The organism is Sphingobacterium sp. R2 (assembly GCF_040760075.1).
Lineage (GTDB): Bacteria > Bacteroidota > Bacteroidia > Sphingobacteriales > Sphingobacteriaceae > Sphingobacterium.
In genome coordinates, this window is record NZ_CP142884.1 from 1,061,265 (window position 1) to 1,075,129 (window position 13,865).

Sequence of the window (13,865 nt, forward strand, 5' to 3'; positions counted from 1 at the left end):
ATTGATTGGCGTCTACTTTTTTTCTGATCATGAAACACCCTTAGGTTACTTCAGAATCAACTCTTTTTGGATAGGCAGTGCTAATTCTCGAATTCCGTCGACCACAAGCTTCGCCACTTCGTCTGCTCCAAAAGTGTTTAGATGCGTATCATCTTTCTTACCGTGGGGGTAATTTCTATCGCCGCTATTTACATATAAAAACAATTGCCGGCTCCCTTCCTCTCCATATTGCGTTAAAAGTTCCGTTGTTTTACTTTCCATGTCAATCCATGCGGTGTGCGTATGATCGGCTACCTTACGTACAATGGCAGGATATTGTCCATGGGTATTCATGAGCGTGCCATTTTCAAACTTACGTCTTGCGATTGGTGTTAATAGAATTGGGACGCCTCCTTTCTCGCGCGTTTGATCAATATAAAAAATAAGATTTTGTTCGAACTCATCCAGCGATGTTCCCACGTTAGGCTTATCGATCTTTTCGTCATTATGCCCAAACTGGATGAATACATAATCTCCGCTTCGGAGATGCTCAAAAATAGGTTTCCAATGATTCACAAAGCTTCCATCTTTGCTCACATCCCGTTTAAAGGATTTTGTACTACGCCCATTTAGAGCTCGGTTATCGACTTTAACCTGTTGATTGAACAGCTTTGCAAAGGCCATTCCCCATCCAGTTTCAGGAAAGGTACTATTGTCTTTGTTGGCAGCCGTAGAATCGCCAATGATATAGATTGTAACTGGTTTTTCGCGCTGGAAAGCAAATAGAAAAATGAGAATAAGCCCTCCCGAAATTAGTAAAAATTGTTTTTTCATTACATCTGTCAAAAAACAATCGCCTTCTTATTATCGAAGGCGAGTCGTCCTAAATTTTACTCAAATCCTTTATTTTACCCACCTCGGGTCGCCAATACCATTCTCTTTTAAGGTCTGGTTTGTTACTGTGAAATCTCCCTTGGCAGCGTCCTTAAATCCAGGGTCCAAAAGTGTATAGCCGTTGGCTACTGCATCGTTTTTCACTCCAGAAGCAGAACTGTTGTAGAAGTTTACCGCATCAAAGTAATTATTGCTTTTGCGCTCGACCAGATTAGTAGCAGACTGATTAGCAGTCATTGCCAGCGACTTCACCATTAAATTTTTGGAGAATGTAATTTCATTCTTTGCTAAACGGACATATAGAAAGCGTTTAGAAGCATCTTGTATGACGTTATAAAAAGTATTATTGTTTACTTTAATGATACTCGTAATAGCCGGGTAAGCTGTAGATCCACCTGCATCCATGCGAAAAAAATCACGCCCTGACAAAAGAGCATTAGAAACGGTATTATTTGTAAATTCAAGCGTTTTGGTAATCGCGTTTCTAAAATCAATGAAATCATTTCCATTACCAACAATATTATCAAAAATAGTATTATTTATGCTTACGCTCTCAATCACAGCATTGACGCTACCAGAAATGATTCCTTTCGGATAATTTATCAATTTACTATCTTCTAGGCGGATACTTCCGAATGCACCTGTCTGCAAGTTAATGAAAGAATTTCCCCCCGCCTTATTTTCTCCATCAAGTATCAGATCTTTTAATGCCAATGAAGCGCCCTTATCCAAATTAAAATAAGCAGATTTTACCATTGGACGATCGGTGGGTTTTGCCCCTTTGATGGATATCGCCTTGTCGATTAGTACATCCGCCGCTAACGAATAGACCCCCGGCATTAGAGCGAGCACATCCCCCGCTTTGGCTGTACCGATCACAGCCGCTAAATTATCTGTAGGCTGCACAACAACTGCATCACCCAAGTCAAGCAATGTCATAAATGTGACGGACCCGCGGATTTTGTTCCCTTTCAACAATGTCGCTGTATAGCTTGTTTCTGCGGTTAGCCCTGTGACTGTTGCCTCCCCTGCTGCAATCTCTTGCGGAGTGACGGTATGGATGATATTCCCGGGATTAACACTTATTGTCGTAGCCTCTTCCCCTGGGGTCCAATTAAGACGAACCGAAGTTGCCTGTATACCCTCTGGGCTGACAGCTTTCATAATCTGTTCTTCGTTTGTCTTAAAAGTAATGGTACTCCATTTGGATTCTGCAATCTTCGGTCCGATAGCCTTGATGCGGACAGAATAATTTGTTGCCCCATCCAGCCCAACAATAGTATAGGGAATCTGGTCATTGGTAATCCCTTCAATTTTTTTGTCCGGGCTACCTTCAAAATTGAGTTCACCATTCGCAAATAGTTCTAAGGTATAACTCTCGGCTGCTGAATTCTTCTTCCAGGTTAATCGGACTCCTGTTTGATTGACTATTTGGGCACTCATTCCAGTAGGAGAAAAATAACGGTCTGTCGTTAGTTCCGTTAATTCTTTTACACGATCATCGGAACAACTTATACCTGTCGCTATAAGTCCAATACCGAGATATAGCAATATATTGATTCTTTTCATGCGTCTGCTTGTCTTTCTATTGAAAACTAAAACCATTATTTGTCAACTTACCGTTGCTGTTATCCAGAAAATATTGCCAAATAGGCCAGAATTGCTGTGTATTGGGATCACGTAGATACAAAGCATCCCAAAAGGTTGCTAGGTCGCTACTTGCAACCATTGTCCATTTTTTCGATGAAGGGTATCCTGCTGCGGCACCCGCTGCATCTGTATCGCCATAGTTTAAGCCATATATTTCCACTTTTTCACCATCAGCGGCTGTCTTGTAGTAAATATTGGCTGGCAATGTCGCATATTTACCCTGCCTATTTTCCAGCTGCTGTAGTTTTTGTTTAGCTTCAGCCAATTTGTCCCCCAGCAGATTCCATCGAATCAAATCCCCTTTACGCAACATTTCTCCCGTAAATTCCAGTGCACGTTCATGGACAATTGCATTAAAGAAAACATCCTTATCTGCTGTAATTTCCTGCATGTAAGCTGTAACTTTCTCTGGATTGTTTGGATATGCTCGATCACGGATCATTTTAAAGTAAGGGGCTGCAGCACTCGGACCATCCAATTCATTAATAGATTCTGCAGCCATAAGAAGTACATCCGCATACCGCATATACATCCAATTTAATCCATCATCATTTGTAGAAGTAACAAATCTGGACATCCACTCATAGCGGTACTTTCCAAAATACCATTTCCCCAGATTTGTTGGCACCTGTACCCCGCTCGTCCATTCATAGGGAACGCAACTCACATCCCGGCGCACATCTTCTTTCTCATACTCATAGAACATGATTGGATTAGGTCCATTTGTCCCACCTTTATTTTGTCCGGTATACTTATCTGTTGTGGTATGCTTAACGCCAAGGTCAAATATCACGCGGCCACGGCCTTCACTAAACGGAATTTCCCATAACGATTCTAATCCGGCCTGACCTTTTTCTTGACATAATGTTTTAAAAACTTCTTCAAATCCCAGAAGTTTTGCAGTGCCACTAGTAATAATATCCAAGCATTCTTGTTTTGCTATCGCATACATCTTTTTTGAATCCAGTTCTGGATCATTACTTTTTCGAATTCCATCTGCACGTTGCGAATAACCTCCGGCGGCCAAAGCCAAACGAGCACGCAGCCCCTTAGCGAACGCTTTGTTGACATGTTCAACATTGGCCGTTTTAGCACTTTGATTTGGCCAAGGCAAATATTTTTGTGCTTCCTCTAAATCGGCTAGTAATTGCTTGTAAATTACGTCACGGTCACTACGTTCGATATAGATGGTTGCTGTACTAAGCGGTTCAAAACGGGCTGGTACATCTCCCCAAGCCTTGATGAGATCATTGTACACAACAGCTCTTAAAGTTAGTATCTCCCCTAGAATGTAGGCCATTTCTGGACGTTGTTCTATTTCGCCATACTTACGTAACCCTCTAATCGCCAAGTTCGCTCGTTCTATTCCTTCATAGAACTTCGCCCAGGCATTATTATCTGTATTCATCTGGGTGTTATTCACGTTTGTGTTATAGTTTGACAATCGTGACTTTTCATCGCCAGTATTCTTCAAGCTATTATTGACTTCTGTGTCTGTATTGACGCCATAAAATACGAGGTACCTCCCCCGGTAGGAGTTTGTTTCACCAAAAGATTGAATAATTCCTGCAACTGCCCCCTCCGCAAGATCTTGATTAGAAAATATAACGGATTCATCCAATGCAGATTTAGACGGTGCTTCCAATATTTTATTACAAGAAGATATAGATCCTGCAAAAATTAAAGCTATTGTTATATGCAAAAGTGTTTTTTTCATAAGACTAGAAGTTTAAATTAAGACCTGCTACGAAAGTTCTGCTTTTTGGATAAGCTGAATAATCCACTCCCGGAGTAAGGTTTGTTCTCCTTCGTGTAGAGACTTCAGGATCAAAACCACTATAATTTGTCCAAACGGCAAGATTATATCCAGACACATATACTCTGAAGTTCCGGATTTTTAACTTTTCTGTAAATGCCTTAGGGAGTGTATAACCAATTGTAACAGTTCCTAAGCGCAAAAATGAACCATCCTCCACAGCCCAGTCGCTGAATATAAATTTATTGGTAAGGGGAGACCAAAGACTTGTATTTTTATTCATATCGTCCAATTGGTTAGGATCGTTACTGATTGTTCCATCGGGCAGCAAATTGGTCCAGCGTTGTCCTTCTTCCATCACAGTAAGCATGTTTCGGTTATTATACTTGCTTGTGGATGTGTATTCAATCTTATTTGCATTGTAAATATCATTTCCATAGCTCCAGTTAAATAATGCCGTCATATCAAAGTTATAGACACGCGTATTGATTGAGAAGCCTCCTGTATGCAAAGGGTTTGCATCGCCAATAATGGTTTGATCGCTCGCATTTATCTTGTTATCTTCACCGGCTAAATTTTTCAATTTCATTGTCCCCGGTCTTATGGTTCCAACGACAGCAGAGGCATCTGCGACGCCATCCCTCAAAATCCATTTTTTTGATGCTGCGTCATAGCCTGTAAAATCTGAAACTTCATAGCGCCCATCACTCATGTAACCATACATTTTTCCAACTCGTCCACCAGTCTCCACAATGTAATCCGTTCCAATTTCTGTTGAAGCCCAGCCCGAAGCCATTGGAATCGAAGTCAAGGTCCCCAAAGAATTAACTTTCGTTTGATTGAAACTAATATTACCGCTAAAATTAAGATCAAAGTTTTTCTTATTTATTGCGGACCAGTTTAGCGTAAGCTCAATACCTTTATTTTGGGTCTCTCCCAAGTTGCGGTATTGATCATCATAGCCTGATCCGGCAATTGGGAAAAGGATCAAAAGATCTTTCGTTTTGTTTTTATAGACATCAATCGTTCCCGATAGCTTCTTCTTGAACAGGGTAAAGTCCAGCCCTATATTCCTTGAAATGGTCGTTTCCCATTTTAAATCTGGATTAGACATTGTTTTTGACGTAGCCCAATAATTTTTATACCCGTTAACCCATTCTGTATTCTTAACCGAGAATATGGGATAGATCTGCTCTAATGGAATATTATTATTTCCGGATGTACCCAAACTTGCCCTTAGCTTCAGGTCATCCAGCCAAGATTGCGTATTGTTCATAAATGGTTCTGATGAAATCCGCCAAGCTGCTGCCATGGATGGGAAATATCCCCAATAATTATTTGCAGAAAACTTCGACGAACCATCTGCCCGAAAAGTTGCATTAAATAAATACTTCGAATCTAGATCATAATTTACCCGGCCAAAAAATGACAGTAATTTTTCGTCAGCAAACATATAATTGTTTATCGTACTGGAGGCGCCTTGTGGTGTTAATCTGCGGGTATCATCCAATTTAAAGCTTTTCGGAAAACCGTGTGTTGTATTCGTATTTAATGTTTTTTGTGTAAACAGATATTCCTGACCAACCAACACACTTAAACTATGTCCTTTAGGGAGAAAATCTTGAAAGTTATAGTTCAGTGTATTTGTTGAACGTATTCCTTGGGTAGAAGTATTCAATGAGATAAGAGCAGGCTTGTTTTGTTCTAACGCAGCGGGAACATTCCGTACATAATAAGTGGTTGTTCCGTAGAATCGATCGTTATAATTGCGGTAATCATCAAAGCCAAATTCTGTCCTAAACCGCAAGTTTTTAACAATATCCCAGCTAAATGCAGCATTTAGGTTATATGTTCGTCTTCGCTGCAACTGATCATTATCGACCAAGGATTCTAGTGGATTATATAAATTAAATTCATCATCGGTTTCGTCACTATTTGTCAAACCTCCCACCGGAAAGGGAGGATAAATCATTGCGAATTTTAATCGGGAGTCTGCTGATGAGGCTTCATTCTGTTCATTCATGCCTCCACCTGAAATGCGAACGTCAGAAAATCGTGCTCCTAGATCTATTGAAGTGCTTTTTGATGGTTTATGGTTGAGTTTAAAATTAATATTTTGTCTCCGAAAGCCTGACATTTCCATAATTGCCTTATCTTTTACAAACGAATGTGAAATAGAATATTTCGTTTTATCAGTCCCTCCGGAGAGGTTGAAATTCTGATTGAAAGTATTTCCTGTCCTTCCGAATACAAGTTCCTGCCAATCGTTTGGTTTTACGTCTTTATAGAGATCTATATCCTGAAAGTTACCGAAGTATTTGACATAGGTATCCAGATTATTTTCCAATAAGGCCTGCTCGTATTGCCATGTTACATAATCGTATGGAGACAATATATCAAGCTTTTTTGCCAAATTTCGAATTCCCCCAAACGCACTATAACTAATTGATGTTTTCCCAGATTTGGCACTTTTAGTAGTTACGATGACAACCCCATTTGCACCTCGGGAGCCGTATATAGCTGCAGAAGATGCATCTTTTAATACATCAATCGATTCAATATCAGCAGGTGCGATATCTGATATCGAAGACATGGGAAATCCATCCACGATATATAAAGGTGCGTTATCTCCCGTAACGGAGCCACCGCCACGCACACGAACCTTCATCTCGGCATCAGGGGAGCCTTCTGTTGAAGAAATTTGTATACCTGCCATTCTCCCTGCAATCGCTTCAAGAGCAGAAGATACTGGAGCTTTGGAGATAGTTTCTGCACCTACGGAAGTTACAGCCCCTGTCAGATCTTTTTTCTTAACGGTTCCATATCCGATATTAACGGTTACTTCCTCGAGCGTATTAGACTTTTCTTCTAGAACAATACTTAGCATGTTCTGATTCGTAGGAATTGCAACTTTTTTAGTCTGAAATCCGACATAGGTAAATTGAAGTTCGTGATTGTTACCAGGTATCTCGATACTGAACTTCCCTCGCTGGTCGGTCACAGCAACAACTTTTGTCCCAGGCACGGTCACACTAACACCCACCAATGCTTTTTGATCCGTACCAACGACTGTTCCTTGGACTTTTCGGGTTTGAGCGTGTGCATTCAATGTGAATAACGAAGCACAGATAGCAGTAGAGATTACTAAGGCTTTACTCATATTTTTAGGGTTTAAAATTTTAATGATTAAATTGCTGTTGCAGGAACTGCATCAAAATTTAATTGGTTATCATACAATCAAGTTTACAAAGTATATTTCACTTGTTCATGCAAGTATCATTAAAAAGTTATGCAAACGTTGCCGGCAACGTTTGCATATCCTGATAAATTAGGTTTTGTAATTTTTTTTGACTAATATTATAGTTTATTTTGCCGATTATGAGATTCGAAAACTATACAATTAAAGATATCGCTAAGGCGCTTAATTTATCCACTTCCACGATCTCGAGAGCCCTAAGAGATAGTTATGAAATAAGCCCCGAAACAAAAAAGATTGTATTGGAATATGCCGAAAAAATAAACTATCGTGCCAACCCGATTGCTAGAAGTTTGAAAGAGCGTCGTAGTCATTCAATCGGTGTTATTGTTAGCGAAATAGCCAATAATTTTTTCTCACAGGTCATCAACGGTGTAGAATCTGTTGCTTATGACAAGAACTTTCAAATTATAATATCACAAACGCATGAATCGTCTGTACGTGAACGACTAAATGTTGAATATTTAACTTCCAGATCCATTGACGGACTATTGATTGCATTATCTTCGGAAACCGAAGATATATCCTATTTGCAGCAGCTGAAGGAGCGGGGATTTCCAATTGTCTTTTTTGATCGCGTGCCGCAGCAGTTTGACACTTACAAAGTCGTTGTAAACAATCAACAAGGAGCCTATGATGCGACGCAACACCTTATAAAACTTGGAAAGAAAAAAATTGCACACCTGACAAACTCCAAATCATTATCTATAACGAAGGATCGATTAATTGGCTATAAAAAGGCGCTAATGGCGAATCATATGGATTTCGATCCAAATTTGGTCAAGTATTGCCAACATGGCGGACTACACGCAGAAGAAATTGAGAAAGCTGTTGAGGAACTTATCCGCATTGGTTTTGATGCTATTTTCATTTCGGGCGACAAATTAACCACAGGATATCTTCATGTAATAAAAAAAAGGCCTTTAGCAATACAACAAGATATCGCTATTGCTGGATTTACAAACTCAAATGTTGTCGACTTATTTTCTTCCAAAGTAACAGCAATTAGACAGCCTGCTTTCGAAATGGGGAAAATCGCGACAGAATTGCTTATTAAGTTGATAGAAACCAAATATCCAATCGCTGAATTTGAAACACGTGTATTACCTACTGAATTGATCAACAACGATTAAATCAATGGGGCGCTGAACTTACATCAAACAAAAAAACCGTAAGAAATGATATTCTTACGGTTGGATAATAAGACATTGTTGTCCTATTGCGCCCTTTCCTTCTCTTCGTTACTTGTATCTTTCTTACGGTAGTTATTTTTTAAATTTCCAAATTTATAGGAATAGGTCAGTCGCAGCACACGCCGGTCTTGGTATTGCCTAATACTGGAGTCAAAATCTCCAAAATTAGTTTTCAGATTCTGATTGCCTGTATTAAACACATCGGTCACAGCGAACTTTAATGAACTTCGTTGATCTTTAAATGTTTTTGTCGCTCCAACTTCCATATCCCAACGGCTCTCCATGTCGTAGACATTATATTTGAAAGGAGAGAAATACCTTAAGTTGACATTCGCCGACAGACTTTTTGTTAGCTTAAGATTGTGCATGGATGTAGCTTGCAAAAGAAAAGATTTTCTTTTTAGTGGACGACCGCCCACCATACCATCAAAGTTAAAATAGATACCTGTAACATTGTTATTCATGCTCCAAATAGTGGATACTGTAACCGGAATGTTGAGATTCAGATAAGCCGTTAAATTTTTACCTAAATTTTCACGTATAACCCAAGTTTGTTTCAGTACCGAATCTTGTCCCATGCTTTCTACAATAGCGTCCCTTACATCGTTAATACCCAATGTCACATTATAACGCTGCATCAACGTATAATTGAAGGTAAATTCATTGGAATATTGCGGATTTAGATACGGATTACCACGCTCAAAGGTTAATTTATCAATGAAATAATCAAAAGGATTGAGCTGACGGTAATTCGGGCGGGTGATTTTCCTCGCATAACCCAAGGAAAAAATGTGGTTTGCATGGAGGGTATACGTTAGGTTTGCATTCGGAAAAAGCTTAAAGTAATTCCGTTTCACCTGCTTATTTAATGTTAATGAATTTCCGTCGGAAAACGTATATTCCCCTCTCACTCCTACCTTCATTCCCCATTTTCCAATCGTATTGTTATAGTCTATGTATGCCGCGGCAATCTGCTCTTTATACACAAAATGATTTGTACGCTTTTCATTGTTAATCCAAGAATTATTCAAAAAATCTTCAAAAGTTAAATCGTTATCCGACATAACATTGGAGTATTTAGCTCCCATTTCAATCTTGGAGACCTTAGATAGTGGTTGTTCATAATCCAGTTTGGCGACATAAATATCAATTCCGATGGGCATTCTACTTCGTTGGATCTCTTCAGGCGTAATTGCGTCCATCTGACCATCAAAATATTGATTATTGTAACTAACACGTTTACTGCTATTGAATTTACTCCAATCCAGGTCGAGCGTGAGTTTTCGTCCATTAGAATCAATTCGAAACTCGTTGTTCAAATTAGCAGAGTAACGATCAAATAATTCTTTGAATGCAGACGTGGAAATCAAAAGGGAATCCAATGTTGTAAAAGATTTTCCCACATTGGTTTTACTATCGTTATCATTGTATTCGACATTATTTGATCCATTAAACTGTACCGTGACTGTGTTTCTAGCTGATGTCTTTTGCTCTATCCCAAAACGATAAGAATGGTTTCTTTCCTTTTCGTTTAATAGCGACCGTTGATTGAAATAAGTCTTTATTCCTTCATTCTGTATGATACGGTCGAGCAGAAGCTTCCGGTAGCTTTTTTCATCGGAATAGGCATACGATCCGAATAGGGTTGTATTGTTCTTTTTGTAGTTTAACAACAAAGAGCTATTCCCTCTGAATTTTTCTCCCCTCCCTGCCGTCATGTTAAAGGTGCCGTTAAACCCTTCCATCCGATTTTTTTTTAGAACGATATTTATAGTTCCTACTGCCCCCTCAGCATCATCCTTAGCTGCGCGAGCGGTTATGACTTCGACTGACTTAATCTGATTGCCGTCTGTACTTTTCAAAAAATTCAACAACTGTTCACCCGACATATAGGTCTGCCGTCCATCGATAGTAACGGACACACCAGATTGGCCCATCAACTGTAAATTATTGTTGTTATCCAAACTTACTCCTGGAGCTCGTTGCACAATATCTAGGGCATTATTACCTGCTGCCAAGGGAGAATTATCCACATTTAGGACCAATTTACCGGGCTTGCTTTCAACCATCGGCCGCTTACCTTCAACAGCAACTTCCTGCAGTTTTCGTGTATCGGTGTTCAACAGAATTATCGGAGCATTGTAATCTGACCTACCAATATCAAAAACATTACTTTTATGGCTTATATACCCGACCATCTTGATGTTGACATAATAACGTCCAGGTGTTATATCTGAAAATTGGTATTTTCCATTATCATCTGTAACCCCTGTTTTCAACATAACGTCCATCTTGGCGCTCATGAGGTAAACCGTTGCAGAAGCCAAAGGCGCGTTGTTTTCCAGCTGTACTTTCCCTGTGACTTTAACTTGCGCACAGGCGAAGGAAGCAATCAATAAATTTAAGAGTAAGAGGTAAAAAAATCTTTTCATTCGTTTATAAAATAGATGCAAAAGCAGTTACGTTGGTGGTATTCAATAGGCTTATCACACGGGGTTGCGTACTGACTTTCGATTGGCTAAAGCTACCTTGCCTTCCGCCCGCAGGCAGAAGACACGGTATCGATTATTTCTTTTTTGTTTCTACTATGACACCATCTTTTTTCACCTTAATAATGGTATCACGGCGGATGACAATAGACGTATCATTTGCCGCTACTTCACTGTCTTCTGCATCTGCTTCGTCGTTGTCATCAGATTTTTTCGGTGGCAGGGCACATTTCAACCCAAGTGAAGTAACCATAAATTCGACATCCTTTACTTCACTTAAATCCTCACTGTACCGGTCACGACATTCATAAAATGAAATATCCCTTAATTTATCTTCCAGTTTATCGTTAATGATCAGTTTGGTTCCGACTGGAAGAAACAATGTTATATTGACTTCTTGGTCCCGATAGAGTTCACCTTCATTTAATTGAAAAGCATTGTCAAATACTAGAGATGTACTATCTTGCCTCAACGTATAATGAATGTTACTTGCTCTATCCGTTGCAACTTTATAGGAGTTTCCTTTAGCCGAATATTCATAGCGTACGTAAGGTTCTTGTAAGGAGTCGATACGTTCGATGCGGATGCGAATATTACGTCTTAAATAGGTAGACAGGTTTTCGCTTTTTATGCCCAGACCGCTTTTTACACCGTTCTTTAAACGAATCACCCGAATATCATTTTCATTTAAGTAATAAACAGCTTGCTTTTGCAGCGGCTTCTCTTCAACAATTGTACTTGACTCTTTGAATTCTTTTGCTACGGATGTAGAATAGTAAATAATAGCACCTATCGAAGCCAACCACACCAAAAATAACGTTGTAGTCAAATAATTGCTCATTGGCTTTTTCTCGAAAAGAACACGGAGAAGTAAATAGAACAATCCAGCAAACGGGATAAAAATGGCCAAGAAACCTGCTATCAATGCAAAAGGTACATCGCTCGGATCCATTAAATAAAATGGTCCAGAATTATCCATAACGTCCGGAATGATGTTTAGAATAGCTAATGCAAAGAAAATAAGTCCAATGATCAAACCAATGAGGGTCAAACCAACTATTATAACAAAGAATACGCCAATGACTTTTACAATAATCTGCAATAATTTAGCAACACTATCGCCTGTACGATCCATACCCCTTGAAAATGAGTCACGTACTCCACTCATTTCTTCGTCGAAAGAACGTTTAAAATTATGAATATTTGGCGCCTCACCACGCATCTCCATTTTATCTGCACGTGTGATAGCCAACGGCATTACAATCCATAGTATGACATAGACCAATACGCCTGATCCACCGATCACAACAAATAAAGCAAAAAGTAAACGTACCCATTTAGCCTCAATGCCAAAAAAGTGCCCAAGTCCACTACATACTCCACTAAAAACCTTATCATCAGGGTCGCGCATCAATTTTTTTCCCACTTTAAACCCATCTGCATTCGACTGTTGCTGGAAAGACGCATAACCATCCTGATCTTCGGATTCAAAATCGCTAACGCTTCCCATTTGCTCGATCACTGCATTTACGTCATCCATATTAAGCACTTCCTTGCTACCTGCCTGAATCTTCTCGGTAAACATTTCAGCAATACGATTCTCGATATCTTCTAAAATTTCGCGACTATCTTCTGATTGTCCAAAGTGCTTCTTTATATCAATCATGTACGATCGAAGCACCTCATACGCATCCTCTTCGATATGAAAGACGATACTATTTATGTTGATTATTATTGTCTTATTCATCGTTATTATCTTTAACCGGTTTAGTTGAATCATTGTTTCTACCTACCAATGAAGTGTTTACAGCAAACACCAACTCATTCCAGGTAACATCTAATCTAGAAAGGACTTCCAATCCTTCTTGTGTGATTTCATAATATTTTCTAGGCGGACCTGAAGTTGACTCTTTCCATATATAGCTTAACAGTCCGTTGTTTTTTAGACGGGTCAAAAGCGGATATAAGGTACCTTCTACTACTAATAATTGAGCTTTCTTCAGTTCGCTGATAATATCAGAGGCATAAATTTCTCCTCGAGAAATTATGGATAGGATACAATATTCAAGTATCCCTTTCCTCATTTGTATTTGTGTATTTTCAGCTATCATAACAATACAAAGATATATGTATTTTATGGTACCATGCAATACATAGTACCATCCAAAACAATAAAAATATACAAATGACTGATTTACAGTAAAATAATTTTTAAAAAAATAATAATTTAATTTCTATCAGGAAATTTTTGGATATTTATGGCCATGATTAAAATCTTGCTAGACTATAAATGGTGTTTTATTTGGGCCATCATAGTTATCGTTTTATGCACACTCCCGGGCAACAATTTCGACGCAGTTCCTTCTTATCCAGGTATGGATAAATTAGTCCATTGCGGTATGTTCTTTGTTTTCTGCACGCTGTTATATAATGGGGTGATCCAACAATTCAGCGGCAAACCTACACGTTGGGTTCCATTCTTTATTGTGTCTTTACTCGGATTCTTATTTGCAGGGCTAACGGAATTACTTCAGCTTTACATTTTCACATATCGCAGTGGCGATTGGTGGGATTTATTTGCTGACACTGTCGGAATAGGCATGGCAGGATTTGCTTATCTTCTGAATTATGTTAACCGAAGGTCATAG

At 39.1% G+C, this 13,865-nt stretch carries 9 protein-coding genes; 2 read left to right on the top strand and 7 right to left on the bottom strand.

Annotation, left to right across the window (positions count from 1 at the left end; all coding sequences use genetic code 11):
* Positions 1 to 45: 45 nt before the first annotated feature.
* From VXM68_RS04395 to VXM68_RS04410, 4 genes are all read right to left on the bottom strand, one after another.
* Positions 46 to 813 carry a rhamnogalacturonan acetylesterase gene (locus tag VXM68_RS04395; protein ID WP_367210569.1) on the bottom strand — a complete coding sequence of 256 codons (768 nt, stop codon included), beginning with the start codon at positions 811 to 813 and terminating at the stop codon, positions 46 to 48.
* 69 nt (positions 814 to 882) lie between these two features.
* Positions 883 to 2,442: a DUF4957 domain-containing protein gene (locus VXM68_RS04400; protein ID WP_367210570.1), complete on the bottom strand. Its 1,560-nt coding sequence runs from the start codon at positions 2,440 to 2,442 to the stop codon at positions 883 to 885.
* A gap of 16 nt (positions 2,443 to 2,458) precedes the next feature.
* The gene (locus VXM68_RS04405) at positions 2,459 to 4,240 is read right to left on the bottom strand and encodes a RagB/SusD family nutrient uptake outer membrane protein (protein ID WP_367210571.1); all 1,782 of its coding nucleotides are present in this window, start codon (positions 4,238 to 4,240) and stop codon (positions 2,459 to 2,461) included.
* 4 nt (positions 4,241 to 4,244) lie between these two features.
* Positions 4,245 to 7,439, bottom strand: a complete 3,195-nt coding sequence (locus VXM68_RS04410) for a SusC/RagA family TonB-linked outer membrane protein (RefSeq protein ID WP_367210572.1) — start codon at positions 7,437 to 7,439, stop codon at positions 4,245 to 4,247.
* A gap of 218 nt (positions 7,440 to 7,657) precedes the next feature.
* Between VXM68_RS04410 and VXM68_RS04415 the strand changes: the two genes are divergently transcribed.
* Positions 7,658 to 8,668: a LacI family DNA-binding transcriptional regulator gene (locus VXM68_RS04415; protein ID WP_293957279.1), complete on the top strand. Its 1,011-nt coding sequence runs from the start codon at positions 7,658 to 7,660 to the stop codon at positions 8,666 to 8,668.
* A gap of 83 nt (positions 8,669 to 8,751) precedes the next feature.
* Here VXM68_RS04415 and VXM68_RS04420 read toward each other — a convergent pair whose 3' ends face one another.
* The 3 genes from VXM68_RS04420 to VXM68_RS04430 form a co-directional block, all read right to left on the bottom strand.
* Positions 8,752 to 11,160, bottom strand: coding sequence for an outer membrane beta-barrel family protein (locus VXM68_RS04420; RefSeq protein WP_294186040.1), 2,409 nt, complete (start codon positions 11,158 to 11,160; stop codon positions 8,752 to 8,754).
* Between the two features lie 133 nt (positions 11,161 to 11,293).
* The gene (locus tag VXM68_RS04425) at positions 11,294 to 12,964 is read right to left on the bottom strand and encodes a PspC domain-containing protein (RefSeq protein ID WP_294186043.1); all 1,671 of its coding nucleotides are present in this window, start codon (positions 12,962 to 12,964) and stop codon (positions 11,294 to 11,296) included.
* The gene (locus VXM68_RS04430) at positions 12,957 to 13,328 is read right to left on the bottom strand and encodes a PadR family transcriptional regulator (RefSeq protein WP_046673104.1); all 372 of its coding nucleotides are present in this window, start codon (positions 13,326 to 13,328) and stop codon (positions 12,957 to 12,959) included. The genes VXM68_RS04425 and VXM68_RS04430 overlap by 8 nt, the downstream gene beginning before the upstream one ends.
* Before the next feature lie 147 nt (positions 13,329 to 13,475).
* Between VXM68_RS04430 and VXM68_RS04435 the strand changes: the two genes are divergently transcribed.
* Positions 13,476 to 13,865 (top strand): VanZ family protein, encoded by a 390-nt coding sequence (locus VXM68_RS04435; protein ID WP_294186045.1) that lies wholly within the window; start codon positions 13,476 to 13,478, stop codon positions 13,863 to 13,865.

Bases quoted from the DNA above. Each gene is read 5' to 3' on its own strand.
- VXM68_RS04400 (WP_367210570.1), bottom strand. From the start codon at position 2,442: ATGAAAAGAATCAATATATTGCTATATCTCGGTATTGGACTTATAGCG.
- VXM68_RS04420 (WP_294186040.1), bottom strand. From the start codon at position 11,160: ATGAAAAGATTTTTTTACCTCTTACTCTTAAATTTATTGATTGCTTCC.
- VXM68_RS04430 (WP_046673104.1), bottom strand. From the start codon at position 13,328: ATGATAGCTGAAAATACACAAATACAAATGAGGAAAGGGATACTTGAA.
- VXM68_RS04410 (WP_367210572.1), bottom strand. From the start codon at position 7,439: ATGAGTAAAGCCTTAGTAATCTCTACTGCTATCTGTGCTTCGTTATTC.
- VXM68_RS04405 (WP_367210571.1), bottom strand. From the start codon at position 4,240: ATGAAAAAAACACTTTTGCATATAACAATAGCTTTAATTTTTGCAGGA.
- VXM68_RS04425 (WP_294186043.1), bottom strand. From the start codon at position 12,964: ATGAATAAGACAATAATAATCAACATAAATAGTATCGTCTTTCATATC.
- VXM68_RS04435 (WP_294186045.1), top strand. From the start codon at position 13,476: ATGGCCATGATTAAAATCTTGCTAGACTATAAATGGTGTTTTATTTGG.
- VXM68_RS04415 (WP_293957279.1), top strand. From the start codon at position 7,658: ATGAGATTCGAAAACTATACAATTAAAGATATCGCTAAGGCGCTTAAT.
- VXM68_RS04395 (WP_367210569.1), bottom strand. From the start codon at position 813: ATGAAAAAACAATTTTTACTAATTTCGGGAGGGCTTATTCTCATTTTT.